General features: G+C 67.6%; 18 protein-coding genes. 17 read left to right on the top strand and 1 reads right to left on the bottom strand.

All coding sequences use genetic code 11. From position 1 onward, the window contains the following. Positions 1 to 7: 7 nt before the first annotated feature. Positions 8 to 589 carry a restriction endonuclease gene (locus tag ACOQFS_RS18295; protein ID WP_421564258.1) on the bottom strand — a complete coding sequence of 194 codons (582 nt, stop codon included), beginning with the start codon at positions 587 to 589 and terminating at the stop codon, positions 8 to 10. Positions 590 to 685: 96 nt separating this feature from the next. Here ACOQFS_RS18295 and apbC point away from each other — a divergent pair, with 96 nt between their 5' ends. From apbC to ACOQFS_RS18210, 17 genes are all read left to right on the top strand, one after another. Then, on the top strand, positions 686 to 1,777 hold the full coding sequence (apbC, locus tag ACOQFS_RS18290) for an iron-sulfur cluster carrier protein ApbC (RefSeq protein ID WP_421564257.1): 1,092 nt from the start codon (positions 686 to 688) through the stop codon (positions 1,775 to 1,777). A 75-nt stretch (positions 1,778 to 1,852) separates the two neighbouring features. Continuing rightward, on the top strand, positions 1,853 to 2,911 hold the full coding sequence (locus ACOQFS_RS18285; protein ID WP_421564256.1) for a PDDEXK nuclease domain-containing protein: 1,059 nt from the start codon (positions 1,853 to 1,855) through the stop codon (positions 2,909 to 2,911). A 4-nt stretch (positions 2,912 to 2,915) separates the two neighbouring features. Further along, on the top strand, positions 2,916 to 3,875 hold the full coding sequence (locus ACOQFS_RS18280) for a LysR substrate-binding domain-containing protein (protein ID WP_421564255.1): 960 nt from the start codon (positions 2,916 to 2,918) through the stop codon (positions 3,873 to 3,875). Between the two features lie 196 nt (positions 3,876 to 4,071). After that, entirely contained in the window at positions 4,072 to 5,904 is a 1,833-nt protein-coding gene (locus tag ACOQFS_RS18275; protein WP_421564254.1) for an NAD(P)H-dependent oxidoreductase subunit E, read from the top strand. Next, positions 5,901 to 8,786, top strand: a complete 2,886-nt coding sequence (gene fdhF / locus ACOQFS_RS18270; protein ID WP_421564253.1) for a formate dehydrogenase subunit alpha — start codon at positions 5,901 to 5,903, stop codon at positions 8,784 to 8,786. The genes ACOQFS_RS18275 and fdhF overlap by 4 nt, the downstream gene beginning before the upstream one ends. 67 nt (positions 8,787 to 8,853) lie before the next feature. After that, on the top strand, positions 8,854 to 9,417 hold the full coding sequence (locus tag ACOQFS_RS18265; RefSeq protein WP_421564252.1) for a DUF3305 domain-containing protein: 564 nt from the start codon (positions 8,854 to 8,856) through the stop codon (positions 9,415 to 9,417). Further along, positions 9,410 to 10,177: a DUF3306 domain-containing protein gene (locus ACOQFS_RS18260; protein WP_421564251.1), complete on the top strand. Its 768-nt coding sequence runs from the start codon at positions 9,410 to 9,412 to the stop codon at positions 10,175 to 10,177. The genes ACOQFS_RS18265 and ACOQFS_RS18260 overlap by 8 nt, the downstream gene beginning before the upstream one ends. Continuing rightward, positions 10,137 to 12,206, top strand: coding sequence for a 4Fe-4S binding protein (locus ACOQFS_RS18255; protein ID WP_421564250.1), 2,070 nt, complete (start codon positions 10,137 to 10,139; stop codon positions 12,204 to 12,206). Before ACOQFS_RS18260 ends, ACOQFS_RS18255 begins: the two co-directional genes overlap by 41 nt. Further along, entirely contained in the window at positions 12,203 to 12,838 is a 636-nt protein-coding gene (locus ACOQFS_RS18250; protein ID WP_421564249.1) for a TorD/DmsD family molecular chaperone, read from the top strand. The genes ACOQFS_RS18255 and ACOQFS_RS18250 overlap by 4 nt, the downstream gene beginning before the upstream one ends. Before the next feature lie 216 nt (positions 12,839 to 13,054). Then, the gene (locus ACOQFS_RS18245) at positions 13,055 to 13,264 is read left to right on the top strand and encodes a formate dehydrogenase (protein ID WP_421564248.1); all 210 of its coding nucleotides are present in this window, start codon (positions 13,055 to 13,057) and stop codon (positions 13,262 to 13,264) included. An 11-nt stretch (positions 13,265 to 13,275) separates the two neighbouring features. Then, a complete protein-coding gene (locus tag ACOQFS_RS18240; protein ID WP_421564247.1) occupies positions 13,276 to 16,245 on the top strand; it encodes a formate dehydrogenase subunit alpha in 2,970 nt (989 codons plus the stop codon). Between the two features lie 25 nt (positions 16,246 to 16,270). Then, on the top strand, positions 16,271 to 16,891 hold the full coding sequence (gene fdh3B, locus ACOQFS_RS18235; RefSeq protein ID WP_421564246.1) for a formate dehydrogenase FDH3 subunit beta: 621 nt from the start codon (positions 16,271 to 16,273) through the stop codon (positions 16,889 to 16,891). After that, positions 16,888 to 17,127, top strand: a complete 240-nt coding sequence (locus ACOQFS_RS18230; RefSeq protein WP_421564245.1) for a hypothetical protein — start codon at positions 16,888 to 16,890, stop codon at positions 17,125 to 17,127. Before fdh3B ends, ACOQFS_RS18230 begins: the two co-directional genes overlap by 4 nt. 8 nt (positions 17,128 to 17,135) lie before the next feature. Further along, positions 17,136 to 18,392: a formate dehydrogenase subunit gamma gene (locus ACOQFS_RS18225; RefSeq protein WP_421564244.1), complete on the top strand. Its 1,257-nt coding sequence runs from the start codon at positions 17,136 to 17,138 to the stop codon at positions 18,390 to 18,392. A gap of 10 nt (positions 18,393 to 18,402) precedes the next feature. Continuing rightward, on the top strand, positions 18,403 to 18,801 hold the full coding sequence (locus ACOQFS_RS18220) for a hypothetical protein (RefSeq protein WP_421564243.1): 399 nt from the start codon (positions 18,403 to 18,405) through the stop codon (positions 18,799 to 18,801). A gap of 131 nt (positions 18,802 to 18,932) precedes the next feature. Further along, the gene (locus ACOQFS_RS18215) at positions 18,933 to 19,961 is read left to right on the top strand and encodes a formate dehydrogenase accessory sulfurtransferase FdhD (RefSeq protein ID WP_421564242.1); all 1,029 of its coding nucleotides are present in this window, start codon (positions 18,933 to 18,935) and stop codon (positions 19,959 to 19,961) included. A 73-nt stretch (positions 19,962 to 20,034) separates the two neighbouring features. Then, positions 20,035 to 21,840, top strand: a complete 1,806-nt coding sequence (locus tag ACOQFS_RS18210) for a C13 family peptidase (RefSeq protein WP_421564241.1) — start codon at positions 20,035 to 20,037, stop codon at positions 21,838 to 21,840. Positions 21,841 to 21,900 lie beyond the last annotated feature (60 nt).

Below are 21,900 nucleotides of genomic sequence, written 5' to 3'. Positions count from 1 at the left end.
CTATTTTTCAGCCGCGCTGGTTCAGCAGCAGGCGCGCCACGCCGTCGTCCTGCAGCACCGCAATGCCGTGGTCGCGCGCAAAAATGCGCGCGTTGTCGCTGAGCTGGCCCTGCGTGATCACGTAGACCCCGGCGGAAGCATCGCGCGCCTGCATGGCAGCGTGCAGCTCGCGCAGGGGCTCCACGCCGTGGGTGGCGGCCTTCCAGCGGCGGGCGCTGACCAGGGTGGTGGTGGTGCCCCGCGTCAGGGCCAGGTCGGCCGCGCCGCTGCCGGCAAGGCGCTCCACCGTGCAGCCGTCGCGCTCCCAGGCGGCGGCCAGGGTGTCGGCAAAGCTGCGCCAGGGCATGCTGTTGACGGCGCCCAGCATCTCGGCCACCTTGGCCGGGCTGGGGGCGCGCAGCTGGCGCCATGCGGCAATGCAGCCCACCACGAAGATCGGAAACCCCGCCAGCGCGCCCACCACGAAATATTCCTTGGGCAGCAGCGCGCCGGACGCGAGAACGATGAGGCCCACCACCGCAAAGCTGATCCACCACGGCGAGCGCAGCAGCACGGCGAACAATGATTTTTCGGCCATCTTGAATTTCACGGGGGTCCTTTGCGGTGGGAGACGGCGCGCATTGTCCTTCACGCGCCGGGGGCGGCGGCCACCGAATAGACTACCGGCCCCACAGGAGTGAATGGAATGGCTGTCACCGAACAAGACCTGCTGGCCGCGTTGGCCGGTGTGAAAGACCCGCACACGGGCAAGGATTTCGTGAGCGCACGTGCCCTGCGCAATCTGCAGATCAGCGGCGGCGATGTGGCCTTTGACGTGGAGCTGGGCTACCCCGCCAAGAGCCTCGTGCCCGAGCTGCGCCGCAGCCTCGTGGCTGCGGCCAAGGGCGTGGCCGGGGTCGGCAACGTGTCGGTCAACATCACCACCAAGGTGATTGCGCACGCCGTGCAGCGCGGCGTGCAGCTGCTGCCCCAGGTCAAGAACATCATCGCCGTGGCTTCGGGCAAGGGCGGCGTGGGCAAAAGCACCACGGCCGCCAACCTCGCGCTGGCGCTGGCCGCCGAGGGCGCCAGCGTGGGCGTGCTCGACGCCGACATCTACGGCCCCAGCCAGCCCATGATGCTGGGCATCAGTCGCCGCCCCGAGAGCGAGGACGGCAAGACCATGGAGCCGCTCGAAAACTACGGCGTGCAGGTCATGTCCATCGGCTTTCTGGTGGACCAGGACGAAGCCATGATCTGGCGCGGCCCCATGGCCACGCAGGCGCTGGAGCAGCTGCTGCGCCAGACCAACTGGAAGGACCTGGACTACCTCATCATCGACATGCCGCCCGGCACCGGCGACATCCAGCTCACCCTGAGCCAGCGCGTGCCCATGACCGGCGCCGTCATCGTCACCACCCCGCAGGACATCGCCCTGCTCGACGCCAAGAAGGGCATCAAGATGTTCGAGAAGGTGGGCGTGCCCATCCTGGGCATCGTCGAGAACATGGCGGCGCACGTGTGCAGCAATTGCGGCCATGTGGAACACATCTTTGGCGCCGATGGCGGCAAGAAGATGGCGGCCGACTATGGCATGGACTACCTGGGCGCGCTGCCGCTGAACATGAGCATCCGCCTGCAGGCCGACAGCGGCAAGCCCACCGTGGTGGCCGACCCGGACGGCGAAGTCGCCGCCATCTACAAGAAGGTGGCGCGCGACGTGGCGGTGAAGATTGCCCAGCAGGCCAAGGATTTCTCGAGCAAGTTCCCCACGATCTCCATCAGCAAAAATACTTGAGATGCTATTGAATCAATAGCTGCATTCGCTTGATGGATAAGCGTTGGGCGCCAAAAAACTGTGAAAAATGCAGCCATGAGCGAGCAACCTGTCGGCCTGATGGACCCGCCCAATGGCTATGCCGACTGGCTGGCCGACCTGAAGGGTCGCATCCACACCGCGCAGCAGCGGGCCACGCTGGCGGTGAACCGTGAGCTGGTGCTGCTGTACTGGCAGATCGGCCGCGACATCCTGCAGCGCCAGGCTGAGCAAGGCTGGGGCGCGAAGGTGATTGACCGGCTGGCGCAGGATTTGCGGGCGGCCTTTCCCGCGATGAAGGGCTTTTCCCGCGCCAACCTCATGTACATGCGCGCGTTTGCGCAGGCTTGGCCGGATGCGGCAATTGTCCAACAGGCTGTTGGACAATTGCCCTGGGGCCACAACCTGGTGCTGCTGACTCAGCTGAAGGACCCCGAGCTGCGGCTGGCCTATGCACAAAGCGCCATCGCGCACGGCTGGTCGCGCAATGTGTTGAACATCCACATAGAAACCCGGCGGCTGGAGCGCAGCGGCAAGGCGGTCACCAATTTCGAGACCCGCTTGCCACAGCCGCAGTCGGACTTGGCTCGGGAGTCATTGAAAGACCCTTACCGTTTCGACTTTCTGGGTCTGTCTGACGAGGCGCACGAGCGCGAAATCGAAGGCGCTCTGGTCAAGCACGTCACGGAATTCCTGCTGGAGCTGGGTGCGGGTTTCGCCTTCGTAGGTCGGCAGGTGCTGCTGGACGTGGGGGGAGACGAATTCTTCATCGACCTGCTGTTCTATCACCTCAAACTTCGCTGCTACGTCGTGATCGAACTCAAGGCCGGCAAGTTCAAGCCCGAACACCTGGGCCAACTGGGCTTCTACCTCACCGCCGTAGATCGCCAGATCAAGAGCGAGCACGATAACCCCACCATTGGCCTGTTGCTGTGCAAGACCAAAAACAAGGTGGTGGCCGAGTACGCCTTGGGCGACAAATCCCAACCCATGGGCGTTGCCGAATACAAGCTGCTCGAATCCCTGCCTGCCGAATTGCAGACCAGCCTGCCCAGCATCGAGCAGATCGAGCGTGAGCTGACGGGCGACGGGCCATCGCCACCGAGCGGCGCCTGACCCCATGAACCTGCTCGCCTCCCTGCGCTACCTGGTGGCGTTGCACGAGCACCGGCACTTTGGGCGGGCGGCGGCGGCCTGCCATATCACGCAGCCTGCGCTGTCCAACGCGCTGCGGGCGCTGGAGGGTGAATTTGGCGTGGTGGTGGTGCGCCGGGGCCGCAGTTTTGAGGGCTTCACGCCCGAGGGCGAGCGGGTGCTGGCCACGGCCCAGCGCATGCTGCACGAGCACCAGGTGCTGCAGCAGGACTTGCGAAGCGACGCCGCCCACCCGCGCGGCACGCTGCGTCTCGGCGCGGTGCCCACGGCCATGCCCATCCTGGCGCGGTTTGCGGCGCAGCTGCAGGCGCGGTACCCGGGCATCGTGCCGGTGGCGCTGTCGATGAGTTCACAGGCGCTGGAGGCGGGGCTGGAGAGCATTGCGCTGGACCTGGCCCTGGGCTACACCGAACGCATGCCCGCGCGCGGCGGGCCGCTCAAGGCCTGGCCGCAGTATGTGGAGCATTACTTTCTGCTGCGCCGCGCGCCTGCGGCGGCCCGCCAGAGCGCCGCGCGCGGCCTGCAGATCGGCCCGCCCCTGGCCTGGGCCGATGCGGCAAAGCTGCCGCTGTGCCTGCTCACCCCCGAGATGCACAACCGCAGCCTGGTGGATGGCGCGTTTCGCAGCGCCGGCGCCACGGTGCGCCCGGCCATGGAGACGGACTCGGTGCTGACCCTGGCGCTGAGCGTGGTGGCAGGCGATGTGTGCAGCGTGCTGCCGGGCGCGCTGGTCGACGCCGTGCGCGGGCACGACGGGTTGGAGGCGCTGCCGCTGACCGGCCCGGTGCTGACCACGCCCATCGGCTTCATGTCGCACCGCCAGGTGCAGCCCACGCGCGCGCTGGATGCGGCGCTGGCGCTGGCACAAGACCCGGGGTGGCTGCAGCATGCCGCCGCGCACAGCGGGTTGCTGGCCGCGCACTGACCCCCGACCGCCCTCCGCCGAGGCGGCGACAGGTGATTTGCAGGCCTGCGCACATCGCGCCGTTTCATTTGTTTTTGTGATCGCACCATGTGCATCGGCAATTTGACGCCGCAGGAGTCGCTGGCCGACACTGCGGCGGCGCGCCTGGCCTTTGCAGGCGCCTTCATACACCACAACGCCCCCGCGCCCCCGGTCCATGCACCTTGCCCCCGAAGCCTCCTCCGCCACCGTTGTCGCTGCCGTGTCGGTCAACGACCTGCGCGAGCGCATCCGCCGCAAAAGCCGCCTGAAGGGCCGCCAGCCCGAAGACGCGGCCATGGCCGAGGTGGCGCAGCTGCTGGGCCCGCGCCCAGCCGATGGGTATCGGCGTGACCTGCTCATTGAATATCTGCACCGCCTGAACGACCACTTTGGCGTGCTGCACGACCGGCACCTGGTGGCGCTGGCCCGGCAGATGAACCTGCCGATGGCCGAGGTGTACGAGGTGGCGAGCTTCTATCACCACTTCAACATCGTGCGCGGCGAGGATGCTGTGGCCCCGCGCCTGGTGCTGCGCGTGTGCGACAGCCTGAGCTGCAGCCTGGCGGGTGCGCGCGAGCTGCTGGCTGCGCTGCCTGAGCGCCTGCGTACGGCCGGCCACGGCGAAGTGCAGGTGGTGCCCGTGCCCTGCGTGGGCCGCTGCGAGCAGGCCCCCGTGGCCGTGGTGCACCAGTGCCCGGTGCCACACGCCACGGTCGATTCCGTGCTGGAGGTGGTGGAATCCAAGCCAAAAAGGGCTCTTGCGCGCCACTCACAAGCGCTGGTAGCTATCAATTTTGATGTTGCGGCGCTGGCGGAGAAAAGCATCCCCACGCCGCCCGGCGAAGTCAGCCCCGCCCACACCGACCTGGCTACCTACCGTGCCCATGGCGGCTACCAGACGGCTGCCGCGCTGGTCAACGGCGAGATGGACGCCGAGGCGGTGCTCGCGGCCATGGAGGACTCGGGCCTGCGCGGCCTGGGTGGCGCGGGCTTCCCGGCGGGGCGCAAGTGGCGCATCGTGCGGGATCAGCTCGCGCCACGCCTGATGGCCGTCAACATCGACGAAGGTGAGCCCGGCACCTTCAAGGACCGCACTTATCTGGAACGCGACCCGCACCGTTTTCTCGAAGGCGTGCTCATCGCCGCCCAGGTGGTGGGCACTGAGGCCATCTACATCTACCTGCGCGACGAATACCACGGTTGCCGCGCGCTGCTGCAAAAGGCCATCGACGAGCTGCGCGCCCAGCCGCCCTGCCCCTTGCCCCACATCGAGCTGCGCCGCGGCGCGGGGGCCTACATCTGCGGCGAAGAGTCGGCCATGATCGAGAGCATCGAAGGCAAGCGCGGCGAGCCCCGCATGCGCCCGCCCTACATCGCGCAGGTGGGCCTGTTCGGGCGGCCCACGCTGGAGCACAACTTCGAGACCCTGTACTGGGTGCGCGACATCGTGGAGCGCGGCCCGCAGTGGTTTGCCGGCTTTGGCCGCCACGGCCGCAAGGGGCTGCGCAGTTTCAGCGTCAGCGGCCGCGTGAAGCGCCCGGGCGTGAAGCTGGCGCCGGCGGGCATCACCGTGCAGGAACTCATCGACGAATACTGCGGCGGCCTGCTGGACGGCCACGAGCTGTATGCCTACCTGCCCGGCGGCGCCTCGGGCGGCATCCTGCCCGCCAGTCTCAACCACGTTCCGCTCGACTTCGACACCCTGCAGCCCTATGGCTGCTTCATCGGCTCGGCCGCCGTGATCGTGCTCAGCCAGCATGACCGTGCGCGCGACGCTGCTCTCAACGTGATGCGATTCTTTGAACACGAAAGCTGCGGCCAGTGCACCCCTTGTCGCGTGGGCACGGCCAAGGCGGCGGCCCTGATGGAAGCACCGCAGTGGGACACCGACCTGCTGGACGACCTGGCGCAGGTGATGGGCGACGCGTCCATCTGCGGCCTGGGGCAGGCGGCGCCCAACCCGATTCGCTGCATCCAGCAGTACTTCCCGCACGAGGTGCAGGCATGAGCAACAGCACCACCCCCCCTTGCACATCGTTCGAGCTGGACGGCCAGGCCGTCACGGCCCGGCCCGGCGAAACCATCCTGCAGGCCGCGCAGCGCCACGGCGTGCAGATTCCGCGCCTGTGCCACAGCGACGCCCTGCGGCCCGACGGCAACTGCCGCGCCTGCGTGGTGGAGATCGAAGGCGAGCGCACGCTGGCGCCCAGCTGCTGCCGCGCACCGACCGAAGGCATGAAGGTGCAGGCGGCGAGCGCGCGCGCGCGCAAGAGCCAGAACATGGTGTTGGAGATGCTGCTGTCCGACATGCCGGACGGGGGCTACCAGTGGAACGATGCGTCGCCTTTTGCTCATGAATTAATAGCTGATGGCGCTTATCCAGTAAGCGCTGAAGGCTGTTTTGACTCTAAAAATCCTGACACACCGGGCCAACACGGCGAGCTGAGCGCCTGGGCCGACCGCCTGGGGGTGAGCGTGCGCCCCGCATTGAAGGCCCTGCGCCGCGAGCAGCCCGCGCCCGACCTGAGCCACCCGGCGATGGCCGTGAACCTCGACGCGTGCATCCAGTGCAACCGCTGCGTGCGCGCCTGCCGCGAAGAGCAGGTGAACGACGTGATCGGCTACGCGCTGCGCGGGGCGCACAGCAAGATCGTGTTCGACCTGGACGACCCCATGGCCGAGAGCACCTGCGTGGCCTGCGGCGAATGCGTGCAGGCCTGCCCCACGGGCGCGCTCAGCCCCAAGACCCACATCGGCTCGCAAAAGGTGGACCGCCAAGTCGATTCGGTCTGCCCCTTCTGCGGCGTGGGCTGCCTCATCACCTACAACGTGCGCGATGAAAAGATCATCAGTGTGGAAGGCCGCGACGGCCCGGCCAACCAGGGCCGCCTGTGCGTGAAAGGGCGCTTTGGTTTTGATTACGCCCACCACCCGGACCGCCTCACGGTGCCGCTGATCCGCAAGCCCGGCGTGCCCAAGGAGGTGCGTCCTTACGGTGCCGACTGGCGCGACACCTTCCGCGAAGCGACCTGGGACGAGGCGCTGGATCTGGCGGCGGGCACGCTCAAGCACCTGCGCGACACGCACGGCCGCAAGGCGCTCGCGGGCTTTGGATCGGCCAAGGGCAGCAATGAAGAGGCCTACCTGTTCCAGAAGCTGGTGCGCACCGGCTTTGGCAGCAACAACGTGGACCATTGCACCCGGCTGTGCCACGCCTCCAGCGTGGCCGCGCTGCTCGAAGGGGTGGGCTCGGGCGCGGTGAGCAACCCGGTGAACGACGTGGAGCATGCCGAGCTGATCTTCGTGATCGGCTCCAACCCCACGGCCAACCACCCGGTGGCAGCGACCTGGATGAAGAACGCGGCGCAGCGCGGGGCAAGAATCGTGCTGGCCGACCCGCGCGTGACCGACATTGGCCGCCATGCCTGGCGCACCCTGCAGTTCAAGGCCGACACCGACGTGGCCATGCTCAATGCGCTGATCCACACGGTGATCGACGAGGGCCTGGTGGATGAGGCTTTCATCCAGGAGCGCACCACCGATTTCGAGGCGCTCAAGGCCAATGTGATGGGCTGCAGCCCCGAGGCCATGGCGCCGGTGTGCGGCATCCCGGCCGAGGCGCTGCGCGAGGTGGCGCGGGCGTTTGCGCAGGCGAAGAGCGCGATGATCTTGTGGGGCATGGGCGTGAGCCAGCATGTGCACGGCACCGACAACGCGCGCTGCCTGATTGCGCTGTGCGCCGTCACCGGCCAGATTGGCAAGCCCGGCTCGGGCCTGCACCCGCTGCGCGGCCAGAACAACGTGCAGGGCGCGAGCGACGCGGGCCTGATCCCCATGATGTTCCCCAACTACCAGCGCGTGGACAACGCGGGCGCGCACGCCTGGTTCGAGGATTTCTGGGGCACCACGCTGGACGAGGCACCTGGCTACACGGTCGTCGAAATCATGCACAAGGCCCTGGCGCCGGACAGCGACCCGCACAAGGTGCGTGGCATGTACATCATGGGCGAGAACCCCGCCATGAGCGACCCCGACCTGAACCATGCGCGCCACGCGCTGGCCAGCCTGCAACACCTGGTGGTGCAGGACATCTTTTTGACCGAAACCGCCTGGCTGGCTGACGTGGTGCTGCCCGCCAGTGCCTGGCCCGAGAAGACCGGCACGGCCAGCAACACCGACCGCATGGTGCAGATGGGCCGCCGCGCGCTGAACCCGCCGGGTGATGCGCGGCCCGATCTGTGGATCATTCAGCAGATGGCCGCGCGCATGGGTCTGGGCTGGAGCTACGAGGGCGAAGAATCCGGCGTGGCCGCTGTCTACGACGAAATGCGCCAGGCCATGCATGCGAGCATCGCGGGCATCACCTGGGAGCGCCTTGCGCGCGAGTCCAGCGTGACTTACCCGTGCCTGGCGGCCGACGACCCGGGCCAGCCCATCGTGTTCAAGGACCAGTTCCCCACACCCACGGGTCGCCTCCGGCTGGTGCCCGCCAGCGTGATCCCGGCGGCCGAAAAGCCCGATGCCGACTACCCCCTGGTGCTCATCACCGGCCGCCAGCTGGAGCACTGGCACACCGGCAGCATGACGCGGCGCAGCACGGTGCTGGACGCCATCGAGCCCATGGCCACCGCGTCGCTGCATGGTGACGAGCTGGCGCGGCTGGGCGTGGCCCCGGGCGCGCTGGTGGGCGTCCGATCACGCCGCGGCATGCTGCAGGTGCGCGTGCGCCGCGACGACGGCACGCCGCCTGGCACGGTGTTCATGCCCTTTGCGTATGTGGAGGCGGCGGCCAACCTGCTGACCAACGCGGCGCTGGACCCGTTCGGCAAGATCCCCGAGTTCAAGTACTGCGCGGTGGCGGTGGAGGTGCTGGAAGGCGCTGCAAGCTGACGCGGTCCAGAGGGGCTTTGTGGGGCGCGCGGCCCGGGCTGCTGCACCGGGGGTACAGTCAGCGCCCATGACTGCCCCGCGCCCCTACACCGACGTTGCCGTGATCATGCGCTGCGAGCACATCGACAACCGCTGGCAGCCCTGGCGCTGGTCGCTGGCCGAGGTGGTGCTGCACGAGCCCGCCTTCGGCACCGAGCCGCGCCCGCTGATCCAGGACGAGCGCGAGCAGCGCTGGCTGTTCCCGGGCTTTCGGGTGGAGCTGTTCCGCGACGACGCCGAGGGCTACCACCTCAACCTCACCTCGCCCGCGCCGTGCTGGTTTGTGATGTGGCGCCGCGATGAAGACCCCGGCACGGGCGAGATCCCGCTGGCCCGCCCGGTGGCCGTGAGCCTGAGCTATCACGACGCCGGCCGCTGGCTGGATGCGCAGGAGTCTGTGGAACAGGTGCCTGCGGCGCCCGAGGTGCTCGACGCGCTGCGTGCCTTTGTGGCCGAGCACTACCAGCCCGAGCCCAAGCGCCGCAAGCGGCCGGACAGTTTCCAGTCGCTGACGGACCGCTTCGGCAACCCGGCGTCGGTGTCCACCGACAAGGTGCGTGGCGGCAGGGGTGGAGGGCTCGGCCATGGCTGATGGATTCCTCGGCCGCTGGTCGCGCCGCAAACAGGATGTGCGCGAGGGAAAACCCGTACAGGAGCCGCCGGCGCCAACGCCCATCCACGCGCAGCCCCCGGCGGCATCGGCTGCACCGGCCGCCGTGCAGGATCCCAAACCCGCCGCTGCGTCCGCGAACCCCGCGCCGGCCCCGGCGGCCGTGCCAGAGCCGCCCCCGCCCACGCTGGCCGACGCCGAAGCACTCACCCCGGCGTCCGACTTCAAGCCCTTTGTGTCCCGCGCCGTGTCGCCCGAGGTGCGCAACCTGGCAATGAAGAAGCTGTTTGCCGACCCGCATTTCAATGTCATGGACGGGCTCGACATCTACATCGACGACTACACGCAGCCAGACCCGCTGCCCGCAGGCATGCTGCGCAAGATGGCCAGCGCCCATGCGATGGGCTTCTTCGACCACGAAAAGAAGGCGGCGCCGGGCCGGGCGCAGGGGCCGGACGAGAGTGCGGCCGACGGTGCGGCCGAGGGCGGCGGGGCAATAGCCCCGGGCGACGCTCAGCCTCGGGATGATGCGGAGGCCAGCGGCGCCGCAGACGTGGCACAGTCGGGGGTATGCAACGCTGTTCCTAGCGTTCCCAACAGCGAGCCCGCGCGGGCCGCCCTTTCCGTTCAGGATGGGGCCGTTGCGCCAGCCAGCCAGCCACACGATGACCACGACGCTCATTTGCGATTGCAACCAGACGATGCCCCTCAACGCCCAGGCGCTGGGCGAGGCACTGCATGAAGACCTGACCCTGCATTCCACCCTGTGCCGCCGAGACGCAGGGGCCTTTCAGAAAGCCATCCAGTCCGGGCAGGACGTGGTGGTGGCCTGCACGCAAGAGCAGCGCCTGTTTGCCGACCTGGGCCGGCAGACCGAGGGCGCGGTCTCGCCCATCCGCTTCGTGAACATCCGCGAGACCGGTGGCTGGAGCCGCGATGCCGCCAAGGCCGGCCCCAAGATCGCCGCGCTGCTGGCGGCTGCGCACCTGCCCGAGCCCGAGCCGGTGCCCACCGTCACCTACAAAAGCACCGGCCGCCTGCTCATCATCGGCCCGCTGGACCGGGCCGAGCAGGCTGCGGCCCTGGTATCCGATGTGCTCGATGTGACGCTGTTCACCCAGGGCCCCGGCCAGGCCGGTGGCGCGCAGGCCAGGCGCTATCCGGTGCTGGGCGGGCGCATCACCGGTCTTACCGGCTGGCTGGGTGCGTTCGAGCTGCAGTGGTCGGCCGACAATCCCATCGATCTTGACCTGTGCACCCGCTGCAACGCCTGTGTGGCGGCCTGCCCCGAAAACGCGATTGGCCTCGATTACCAGATCGATCTCGCGGCCTGCCAGTCGCACCGTGCCTGCGTGAAGGTGTGCCAGGTCGCCGGCGCCATCGACTTCACCCGCGATGCGACGGCGCAGACCGAGCGCTTCGATCTGGTGCTGGACCTGCGCGCTCCCACGGCCACGCCCACGTTTGCACAGCATGCGCCGCCGCAGGGTTATCTGCGCTGGGACGGGCAAGACCTGGCCACGCTGCTGAAGCTGCGCGAGCTGGTGGGCGAGTTCGAGAAGCCCAAGTTCTTTGTCTACAAGCAAAAGCTCTGCGCCCACAGCCGCAACAACACCGTGGGCTGCAACGCCTGCGTGGACATCTGCTCGGCCGAGGCGGTGAGCAGCGACAAGAGCCGCCAGCGGATCGTGGTGAACCCCAACCTGTGCGTGGGCTGCGGCGCGTGCACCACCGCGTGCCCCACGGGCGCGCTGGCCTATGCCTACCCGAGCGCGACCGACCAGGGGGCCAAATTCAAAACCCTGCTGTCCACCTATGCCGCCGCCGGCGGCAAGGACGCCGTGCTGCTGCTGCACAGCCAGGAAGGCGGCCAGGCGCTGGTGGAGGCGCTGGGCCGCGCCGCACAACTGAAGCGCGCCCATGGCGTGCCTGCCCATGTGATCCCGACCGCGCTGTGGCACACGGCCAGCACGGGTGTTGACCTGTGGCTCAGTGCCATTGCCTACGGAGCCTCCCAGGTCGTGGTGCTGTGCACCGATGAAGAAGCCCCGCAGTATCTGGAAGGGCTGCAGGCGCAGATGGATGTCGCCCAGGCCATCCTGCGCGGCCTGGGCTACACCGGCACCCACTTGCAGCTGCTGCGCGCCGCAGACCCCGCCGCACTCGATGCCGCGCTGCAGTCGCTGGGCCAGACACGGCAGGCCACTCCGGCGGTGGCCGCCCGCTTCGCGGTGGCGCAGGAAAAGCGCAGCACGCTGGAGATGGCGCTCGATCACCTCATCGAGCAGGCCCCGCTGCCTGTCGCTGAACGGCCCGTAGCCATTGCCTTGCCCGCCGCAGGCTCGCCGCTGGGCACCATCGAGGTCAACAAGGACCGCTGCACGCTGTGCCTGAGCTGCGTGAGCGCCTGCCCCGCCAGCGCGCTGCAGGACAACCCTCAGCTGCCGCAACTGCGCTTCATTGAAAAGAACTGCGTGCAGTGCGGCCTGTGCGCCACCACCTGCCCGGAAGACGCCATCACGCTGCAGCCGCGCCTGCTGCTGGCGCCCGAGCGCGCCCAGCTGCGCGTGCTGAACGAAGCCAAGCCCTGGGCCTGTGTGCGCTGCAGCAAACCCTTTGGCACCGTGAAGGCCATCGAGGCCATGCTAGGTAAGTTGTCGGGCCATGCCATGTTCCAGGGCGAGGCACTGGAGCGTCTGAAGATGTGCAGCGACTGCCGGGTGATCGACCTGTACTCCGCCCAAAACGAAACGAAAGTGACCGACCTGTGAGCGAAACCTCTGCTTCTTTGATGCCGCTGGGCAGCAGTTCGGCGCTGGACGAGGAAACCGCCCGGGCCGAGCTGTATGGCCTGCTCTCGCAGCTGTATTACGCGGCGCCGGGCGCAGAACTGCTGTCGGCCCTGCGTGTGGCCGTGACCGAGGCGCCGGCCGATGGCGGCTTTCTGCAAGAGCCGTGGCAGCAACTGGTGGGGGCGGCCCGCGCGCAAGGCGACGCCGACATCGCGCGAGAGTTCGACCGCCTGTTCGGCGGCGTGGGCAAGCCCGAGGTGTTTCTTTACGGTTCGCACTACCTGAGCGGCTTTCTCAACGAAAAGCCTCTGGCCCGCCTGCGCGCCGACCTGGACCGCCTGGGCCTCGCGCGCGACGAGGCCATGTCGGAAACCGAAGACCACATGGCCTATGTCTGCGAGGTGATGCGCTACCTCATCGCGGGAGACGATGTGGCGGTGTGCAATCTCACGTCGCAGCACGACTTTTTTGCAACGCATGTGCAGCCTTGGGTGCCCCCGCTGTGCGATGTCTTGGCGGCCCATCCGCAGGCACGCTTTTATGCTGCGCTCGCGCGGTTCACGCGCTCCTTCGTGGAGGTGGAAGCGCAGGGCTTTGACATGCTGGATTGACGCTGGCTGCTGCTCTCTGGAGGGCGGCGGCGTGGGGGTGTTTCTGCGCTGCGTTGCGACCGGCGCATGCCCGCGCGGGCGGCCACGGCTGTTCGGTGGGTGCTCGCAAAAGGCGAGTGGGTTAGTAGGGGGTGTAAAGCTCCATTGCAGTGTTTTACACACTGTCATAGACTGTATGAATACCTTTTCATAGCTGCCAGCCATTCTGGAGACAACATGCAGAACCGCCAGCCCAACTCCTCTCGTCGGAGCTTCTTTTCCGGCGCCGCCACCGTAGGGGCTGCAGCAGCAGCCGTCGTGGCCCTCCCCCATGTCGTTCCCTCAGATCCGGTGGTGGCCGAGCCTGCGCGTGTCGCGCCGGAAAAAGGCGGCGGGTACCACCTGTCTGCCCATGTGAAGCAGTACTACAAGACCACCCAACTCTGACGGGGCGCGCCATGTTGCTAACCAAAAAGTCTTCCCATACGGGCCAGGACGCGTCGGCGTCCGCCTCTCCCTTCGTTCACAGCCTGCGCCGTGGCCTCTCGCAGGCGCTGCCCACCATGGACCGCCGCTCCTTCCTGCGCCGTTCGGGGCTGGGTGTGGGCGTGGGCATCGCCGCGTCGCAGCTGGCGCTCGTCAAGAAGTCCAACGCGGCCGAGGGCGGCAAGGTCGCCATCGGCAACAGCAAGATCGAAGTGCGCCGCACCATCTGCACGCACTGCTCGGTGGGTTGTGCGGTGGACGCCATCGTCGAGAACGGCGTGTGGGTGCGCCAGGAGCCCGTGTTCGACTCGCCCATCAACCTGGGTGCCCACTGCGCCAAGGGCGCCGCGCTGCGTGAGCACGGCCATGGCGAATACCGTCTGCGCTATCCCATGAAGCTCGTCAACGGCAAGTACGAGCGCATCAGCTGGGACACCGCGCTGAATGAAATCACCGCCAAGATGAAGGAACTGCGCCAGGCCAGCGGCCCGGACAGCGTGTACTTCGTGGGTTCGTCCAAGCACAACAACGAGCAGGCCTACCTGCTGCGCAAGTTCGTGAGCTTCTGGGGCACCAACAACTGCGACCACCAGGCACGGATCTGCCACTCCACCACGGTGGCCGGCGTGGCCAACACCTGGGGCTACGGTGCGATGACCAATTCGTACAACGACATGCAGAACAGCAAGCTCGCCCTGTACATTGGTTCCAACGCGGCCGAGGCGCACCCGGTGAGCATGCTGCACATGCTGCACGCCAAGGAAACCGGCTGCAAGATGGTCGTGGTCGACCCGCGCTTCACCCGCACGGCGGCCAAGGCCGACGAATATGTGCGCATCCGCTCGGGCACCGACATCCCCTTCCTGTTCGGGCTGCTGTACCACATCTTCCAGAACGGCTGGGAAGACAAGAAATACATCAACGACCGCGTCTATGGCATGGAGAAGGTGCGCCAGGACGTGCTGGCCAAGTGGACGCCGGACAAGGTCGAGGAGGCCTGTGGCGTCAAGGAAGACCAGATGTTCAAGGTCGCCAAGATGATGGCCGAGGCCAAGCCCGCGACAATCGTGTGGTGCATGGGCCAGACGCAGCACACCATCGGCAACGCCATGGTGCGCGCTTCGTGCATCTTGCAGCTCGCGCTGGGCAATGTGGGCAAGACGGGCGGCGGCACCAACATCTTCCGTGGACACGACAACGTGCAGGGCGCCACCGACGTGGGCCCCAACCCGGACTCGCTGCCCGGCTACTACGGCCTTGCCGAAGGCTCCTGGAAGCACTTCGCGGCCGTGTGGGGCGTGGATTTCGAGTGGATCAAGAAACAGTACGCGTCGCCCGCGATGATGACCAAGAGCGGTATCACGGTGTCGCGCTGGATCGACGGCGTGCTTGAAAGCAACGAGCTCATCGACCAGGACCCCAACCTGCGCGGCGTGTTCTTCTGGGGCCACGCACCCAACTCGCAGACCCGTGGCCTCGAGATGAAGCGGGCCATGGACAAGCTCGACCTGCTGGTGGTGGTGGACCCGTATCCCTCGGCCACGGCTGCCATGGCCGCCATGCCCGGCAAGGCCGAAGACCTGAACCCCAACCGCGCGGTGTACCTGCTGCCCGCTGCCACGCAGTTCGAGACCAGCGGTTCGTGCACGGCCTCCAACCGCTCCATCCAGTGGCGCGAGAAGGTGATCGAGCCGCTGTGGGAGAGCCGCTCCGACCACATGATCATGCACCAGCTCGCCGAGAAGCTGGGGTTTGCCGCCGAACTGTCCAAGAACTTCAAGATGCAGAAGGTCAAGGGCATGGACGAGCCCGTGGTCGAGGACATCCTGCGCGAGATCAACAAGTCGGTGTGGACCATCGGCTACACCGGCCAGAGCCCCGAACGCCTGAAGGCCCACATGCGGAACATGCACCTGTTCGATGTGAAGACGCTCAAATCGAAGGGCGGCAAGGACAAGGAAACCGGCTACGACTTCGGTGGCGACTACTTCGGCCTGCCCTGGCCCTGCTTCGGCACACCCGAGCTCAAACACCCGGGTTCGCCCAACCTGTACGACACCTCCAAACACGTCATGGAAGGCGGCGGCAACTTCCGCGCCAATTTCGGTGTGGAAAGGGATGGCGTCAACCTGCTGGCGGAAGATGGCTCGCACTCGGTGGGCGCCGAGATCACCACGGGCTACCCCGAGTTCGACCACGTGCTGCTGAAAAAGCTGGGCTGGTGGGACGACCTGTCGGATGCCGAGAAGGCCAAGGCCGAAGGCAAGAACTGGAAGACCGACCCCACGGGCGCCATCATCCGCGTGGCCCTCAAGCATGGCTGCCATCCATTCGGCAACGCCAAGGCGCGTGCCGTGGTGTGGAACTTCCCGGACCCGATTCCGCAGCACCGCGAGCCGTTGTACGGCACACGCCCGGACCTCATGGCCAAGTACCCCACGCACGACGACCGAAAGGCCTTCTGGCGTCTGCCCACGCTGTACAAGACCGTGCAGGAAAAGAACCTGGCGGACAAGGTCCACGAGAAATACCCGCTCATCATGAGCTCAGGCCGCCTGGTCGAATACGAGGGCGGCGGCGAGGAGACCCGGTCCAACCCCTGGCTGGCCGAGCTGCAGCAGGAGTCGTTCGTCGAGATCAACCCCAAGACGGCCGCCGACAGGGGCATCCGCAATGGTGAACGCGTGTGGCTGAGTTCGCCCACCGGTGCGCGCATCAACGTGCAGGCACTCGTGACCGAGCGCGTGGCGCCCGACACGGTGTGGATGCCGTTCCACTTCTCGGGCCACTGGCAGGGCAAGGACATGCTGGCCTACTACCCCAAGGGCGCAGCCCCGGTCGTGCGTGGCGAAGCGGTGAACACCGCCACCACCTATGGCTACGACAGCGTGACCATGATGCAAGAAACCAAGACCACGATCTGCAACGTGGAGCGTGCGTGATCGCGCACCCCACAGGAGACACAACATGGCACGAATGAAATTCATCTGCGACGCCGAGCGCTGCATCGAATGCAACGGCTGCGTCACTGCCTGCAAGAACGAGCATGAGGTTCCCTGGGGCGTGAACCGCCGCCGCGTGGTCACGCTCAACGACGGAGTGCCCGGCGAGAAGTCCATCTCGGTGGCCTGCATGCACTGCAGCGACGCGCCCTGCATGGCGGTATGCCCCGTCAACTGCTTCTACCGCACCGAAGAAGGTGTGGTGCTGCACGACAAGGATGTGTGCATCGGCTGCGGCTACTGCAGCTACGCCTGCCCGTTCGGCGCGCCCCAGTTCCCGTCGCAAGGCACGTTCGGCGTGCGCGGAAAGATGGACAAGTGCACCTTCTGCGCCGGTGGGCCCGAGACCCATGGCAGCCAGGCCGAGTTCGAGAAATACGGCCGCAACCGCCTGGCTGAAGGCAAGCTGCCGGCCTGCGCCGAAATGTGTTCCACCAAGGCGCTGCTGGCCGGCGACGGCGACGTGGTGGCCGACATCTTCCGCAACCGCGTGGTGCAGCGCGGCAAGGGCGCAGAAGTGTGGGGCTGGGGCACGGCCTACGGTTCGCAACAGGCAGGCCAGCCTCCTGCAGGAGCCAAGTCATGATGCAGCGTATCCATCTCATCGTCGCCACCGCAGTGGCGCTGGCATCGCTTGCAGCCTGTGGCGAAAAGCCACAGACCGGCGCGGGCATCCGCAGCGACGCCGTGCCTTACGCAGGCACGGGCAGCAACTTCACCGAGCCCGGCTGGAAAGCTGGCGACAAGGCCAGTTGGGAAGCCCAACTGAAGACGCGCCAGCAGTACGGCCAGAACGAGTACACCCGCACCCAATCCAAGTGAGGTCCGCCATGAAACACATCGTGTGGTCCTTGGCATTCGCCGCAGGGTTGGCGGGGGCGTCGGGTGGCGCAGCGTGGGCGCAGCAGGCCCCGGCCGCACCGGCGGCCCAGGCTGAATCCGCAACGCCCGCACCGGCGCCAACGTCAGCAACTCCAGCAACGCCAGCGCCCATGGCGGCGCCCGGCGGCATCCAGAGCCAGAACATCTTCCAGGTGAAGCCGGACGCCAGCGCCGATCCGCAATACGCCCAGCAGACCAATGCCGAGCGCGCGAAGGTGCAGCCTGGCAACAACGCGCCCATGTGGCGCCAGGTGGGGCAGGGGGTGACGGGCTACAGCAGCCTGCCCGTCTCGCAGGCGCCCGAGGCCGGCAACCTGATCCAGCCCTTTGTGCAATACCCGGGCTCCCGCGTGACCAATGCGGGCGAGGCCTGGCGGCAGGTGCGCAACCACTGGATCATTCCGTACGGCGCGGCGTTCTTTGCCATCGTGCTGCTGGCCCTGGTCATCTTCTATTTTGTGAAGGGGCCCATGGGCAAGGAGCATGGCGATCCCGTCGGCACGCGCCGGATCGAGCGGTTCACGCCGTTCGAGCGCGCCGCGCACTGGTCCAACGCCTTCGCCTTCGTGGCCCTGGCCATTTCCGGGATCGTCATGGCGTTCGGCAAATTCTTTTTGCTGCCGATCATGGGTGCCACGCTGTTTGGATGGCTGACCTATGCGCTCAAGAACGTGCACAACTTCATGGGCCCGCTGTTCGCCGTGTCCCTGCTAGTGATCATCCTCACATTCATCAAGGACAACTTCCCCACACGGGCGGATGTGCAGTGGGTGCTCAAGGGCGGCGGCATGCTGGGCAAGGGCCATCACGAGGTCCCTTCGCACCGGTTCAACGCTGGCGAGAAGGGCCTGTTCTGGTGGGGCATCACGATTCCCGGCGTTTTTGTCGTGCTCTCGGGTCTGGTGCTGGACAAGCTCATCCCAGGCTTTGGCGACGTGCGCAGCGACATGCAGATTGCGCACATGGTCCATGCCACGCTGGCGATCTGGATGATGGGGCTGATCTGCGGCCACATCTACATGGGCACCGTGGGCATGCGCGGGGCATACAAGGCCATGCGCACGGGCTACGTCAGCGAAGACTGGGCCAAGGAGCACCACGAACTCTGGTACGACGACATCCGGTCCGGCAAGATTCCTGCCCAGCGCAGCGGTCAGGCGGCACCCGCAGGCGATCCCGCGGCGGGCAAGCCCCTTCAGGCATGAGGCACACACCATGAGAATGAACACTTCCTTCTTCCGTCCGTCACTTTTGGCCCTGTGCGCCACGGGGCTGTGCACCCTGGCCTCCGCCAAGCTGCCCGCCCCCTCGCCCGAAGCAGCCGCCAAGGCCGCAGAAGCCGCGGCCCGTTCTGCCTGGGCGGGCAAGGTCGACAGCTACAAGCTCTGCCAGTCGCAAGACCGCGTGGCGGCCCACTACCGCAAGAACCACCCAGCGGCCAAGCCGGCCACGGTGGGGCCTGCCGCCTGCGCAGACCCGGGCCCGTTCTCGTACACCCCGCCGGCCGAAAAGCCCATCGAGGCTGCGGGCGCGCATTCGCCACCGGGCACGGCCAGCAGCCCGCCCAACACCACGATGCCGGCAGCCGCTGCCGCATCCGCACCCAAGTCCTGATGGCAGGGCGGGCCTGCGGCGGCGGTGCCCGACATGCCGCGCCATCCTCAGGGTGGCGCGGCATTTCCTTTTCTTGAAGTGCCTGCGGCCTGGCTGCGTCCGTCCCGGCCTTTGCCCCCTTCCATCCACCCATGGTTTCTTCTCAAGTCCTCGAGCCAACGCCGGCGCCCCCTGCAGCGCTGCCCGCTGAGCCCAGCCGCACGCTGCCGCACCTCACCCACGCGAAGGCTCCGCTGACCCAGGCGGTGGAGGTGGTGAACGAGCGGGGCGAGCGCGAGCAGGTGCAGATTCCGGCCGAACGGCCACTGACCGTCTATGTGGACAAGCGCGAGCTGGTCACGCTGATGACCCTGGGTGCGCAGCCCGAGCTCTTGGTGCTGGGCTACCTGCGCAACCAGCGCCTGGTGGACTCGGTGTTCGACATCGAGTCGATCACGGTGGACTGGGAGGTCAACGCCGCCGCCGTGCGCACCCGCCACGGCATCGAACGCATCGAGGAGCGCACGGCGAGCAAGGTGGTGACCACTGGCTGCGGCCAGGGCAGCGTGTTTGGCGGCCTGATGGACGAAGTGGACCGCATCGTGCTGCCCCAGGCGCGCCTGACCCAAGCCCAGCTCTATGGCATCGTCAACGCGATCCGCCTCAAGGAGAGCACGTACAAGTCTGCGGGGTCGGTGCATGGCTGCGCGCTTTTCCAGGGCGAAACGCTGCTGACCTTTGTGGAAGACGTGGGGCGGCACAACGCCATCGACACCATCGCGGGCTGGATGTGGATGAGCGGCCCGGGCGCTGGCGCCGACACCCGGCCCGATGAAGAGCATGCGCACCGGCCAGCGGGCAACTTGCCGAGGGCCGCACCCGAACCCCTGGCGGAGCCGATGCCCGGGGCGGACAAGGTGTTCTACACCACCGGCCGCCTCACCAGCGAGATGGTCATCAAGTCCGCACAGATGGGCGTGCCCATCGTGGTGTCGCGCAGCGGCATGACGCAGATGGGCCACGCGGTGGCGCAGCAGCTGGGCCTGTGCGCCATCGGGCGGGCGACCAACCGGCGCTTCGTCTGCTACAGCGGCGTGGACCGCCTGGTGCTGCAGCCCGAGCTGGCAGCGGCGCCCGTCGGGGCATCGCCCCTCGCGCCGCCATCCGCCGAGGCCCGCTGAAGCCTGCTGAAGCGCAGCTCCGCGCGCCCGATCCCCGTGCAGCGTCGTCATGCCGCAGTGGCATGATGCGCGCATGAAAGACCAGAACGCCAAGCACAAGAACGACTGGGCCGACACGCTGCCCAGCCAATGGGGCCCGGAGCCGGTCGCGGAGATCGAGGTTCCGCTCGAAGATTCGGTTCATTCGGTCCCTTCTGCCGCATCAGCCGCGTCAGCCGCTTCGGCTGAGGGTGAAGCCTGGCGTGATGCGCGCACCGCCGCCCCCGTGGCCGTTGCCGGTGGAGGCCAGCACATGACCCCGGTGCTGCCCCTGGGCCGGTGGATTGCCGAAGGCCTGCGCGCCACCCTGTTCCTTCAGCCCCGAACCGGGGCCGGTGCGCCCACCCCCTGGCAGTTCATCGTGCTCGTGCTGCTGCAGGCCGGGCTGCTCGTGGGCATGGCGCGGCTGGAAGTGGCCGGGCCCGCCCAGTTCAACCTGCGCGGCTGGCTCACGCCGCTGTGGACCGGGCTGGTGCTGCTGTGGTTCGGCTGGTGGGCCATGGCGCCCGCGCAGGCGGCGCGGCGGGCGGCCCCAGCGGCCAGCAGCAACAGCAACAGCAACAGCAACAGCAACAGCGAAGGTCGCGATGGCCAGCGCGTGCATGGCGCGTTGCCCGCAAGCCCTCCCTCCGGAGGCGTTGCCGCCTGGTACGTGCTGTGTGGCTGGGCGCCACTCGTGCCGACGATGGTGCTGTATGGCCTGCTGGCGTGGGTGGCGCGCCAGCCGGACTTCTGGGGCGGTGACACGGCGAGCACGGCATTCTGGGTGGTCTATGGCGTGCTCACGCTGTGGGTGGTCGCGTCCCTCGTCGCCGTCAGTGCGCGCTTCATCGGGTCGTGGCCGCGCACCGCTGTGTACGCGGCGGCGCTGGTGGGGGTGATCGCGCTGGGCAGCTGGCAGTTTCAGGACCGGCCCTGGGAATACGACGCCGTGGCGGCGCGTGCACAGGCGGCCCAGCGCGGCGAGGAACCCGCGCCGGAGCCCGTGCGCCTGTCGTTGTCGCAGGATGTCTTCGAAGCCCAGCAGCCCCTGCTGGACCAGCAGCTGCAGGCGCTGGCGCCTGGCCGACCCGGCGTGGCCAACGTCTACGGCCTGGTGTTTGCGCCCTACGCGGGCGAGGAGGTGTTCCGCCGCGAGAGCACCATGGTCAGCAGCGTGCTGCAAGAGCGCTTTGACGCCCCGGGCCGCGTGATTCATCTGCTCAACCACGCGGAAACAGCGGGCACCCACGCCTGGGCCACGCCGCAGAATCTGCAGCGCGCCATCACCGGCCTGGCCGAGCGCATGGACCGCGACAACGACATCCTGGTGATCTACATGACCTCGCATGGCGCGCGCAACCATGAGCTGGCGGCCTCGCACTGGCCCCTGAAGGTGCCGCCCGCCACGCCCGAGATGCTGCGCGCCGCGCTGGACGAAGCCGGCATCCGCCACCGGGTCATCGCGGTGTCGGCCTGCTACTCGGGCGGCTGGATCGAGCCGCTGGCCAACGACAGCACGCTGATCATGACCGCCGCCGACGCCACCCACACGTCCTACGGCTGCGGCATGCGCTCCGAGCTCACATTCTTTGGCCGTGCCGTATTCCATGAACAGCTCAGGCGCACCCATTCGTTCAGGCAGGCCTTCGACCAGGCCGTGCCGCTGATCGCCCAGCGCGAGGTGGAGGCGGGCAAGTCCGATGGTTTCTCGAACCCGCAGATCCACGTGGGCCCGCAGATCGAGCCCGTGCTGAAGGCGCTGGAGGAGCGCCTGGCAGCGGGGGAGGGCGGAACACCGGCGGCGGCACAGGCACAGGCACCGGCGCCAACGCCTTTGCCCATGGAGGCCCGGCCCTGAGCTTGCGCGGGCTGCCGCCTGCGATCGCCCCCCACACCCCGCAACACCCCACAAGCCGCC

The sequence above is a fragment of the Paracidovorax sp. MALMAid1276 genome (assembly GCF_049198005.1).
Classification (GTDB): Bacteria; Pseudomonadota; Gammaproteobacteria; order Burkholderiales; family Burkholderiaceae_C; genus Acidovorax.
Note: the sequence above shows the minus strand (reverse complement) of the source record. Positions and strands in the feature narration are given on the sequence as shown.

Excerpts from the sequence above, each read along its gene's own strand:
- apbC (WP_421564257.1), top strand. The coding sequence starts at position 686 with ATGGCTGTCACCGAACAAGACCTGCTGGCCGCGTTGGCCGGTGTGAAA.
- ACOQFS_RS18285 (WP_421564256.1), top strand. The coding sequence starts at position 1,853 with ATGAGCGAGCAACCTGTCGGCCTGATGGACCCGCCCAATGGCTATGCC.
- ACOQFS_RS18280 (WP_421564255.1), top strand. The coding sequence starts at position 2,916 with ATGAACCTGCTCGCCTCCCTGCGCTACCTGGTGGCGTTGCACGAGCAC.
- ACOQFS_RS18275 (WP_421564254.1), top strand. The coding sequence starts at position 4,072 with ATGCACCTTGCCCCCGAAGCCTCCTCCGCCACCGTTGTCGCTGCCGTG.
- fdhF (WP_421564253.1), top strand. The coding sequence starts at position 5,901 with ATGAGCAACAGCACCACCCCCCCTTGCACATCGTTCGAGCTGGACGGC.
- ACOQFS_RS18265 (WP_421564252.1), top strand. The coding sequence starts at position 8,854 with ATGACTGCCCCGCGCCCCTACACCGACGTTGCCGTGATCATGCGCTGC.
- ACOQFS_RS18260 (WP_421564251.1), top strand. The coding sequence starts at position 9,410 with ATGGCTGATGGATTCCTCGGCCGCTGGTCGCGCCGCAAACAGGATGTG.
- ACOQFS_RS18255 (WP_421564250.1), top strand. The coding sequence starts at position 10,137 with ATGCCCCTCAACGCCCAGGCGCTGGGCGAGGCACTGCATGAAGACCTG.
- ACOQFS_RS18245 (WP_421564248.1), top strand. The coding sequence starts at position 13,055 with ATGCAGAACCGCCAGCCCAACTCCTCTCGTCGGAGCTTCTTTTCCGGC.
- ACOQFS_RS18240 (WP_421564247.1), top strand. The coding sequence starts at position 13,276 with ATGTTGCTAACCAAAAAGTCTTCCCATACGGGCCAGGACGCGTCGGCG.
- fdh3B (WP_421564246.1), top strand. The coding sequence starts at position 16,271 with ATGGCACGAATGAAATTCATCTGCGACGCCGAGCGCTGCATCGAATGC.
- ACOQFS_RS18230 (WP_421564245.1), top strand. The coding sequence starts at position 16,888 with ATGATGCAGCGTATCCATCTCATCGTCGCCACCGCAGTGGCGCTGGCA.
- ACOQFS_RS18225 (WP_421564244.1), top strand. The coding sequence starts at position 17,136 with ATGAAACACATCGTGTGGTCCTTGGCATTCGCCGCAGGGTTGGCGGGG.
- ACOQFS_RS18220 (WP_421564243.1), top strand. The coding sequence starts at position 18,403 with ATGAGAATGAACACTTCCTTCTTCCGTCCGTCACTTTTGGCCCTGTGC.
- ACOQFS_RS18215 (WP_421564242.1), top strand. The coding sequence starts at position 18,933 with ATGGTTTCTTCTCAAGTCCTCGAGCCAACGCCGGCGCCCCCTGCAGCG.
- ACOQFS_RS18210 (WP_421564241.1), top strand. The coding sequence starts at position 20,035 with ATGAAAGACCAGAACGCCAAGCACAAGAACGACTGGGCCGACACGCTG.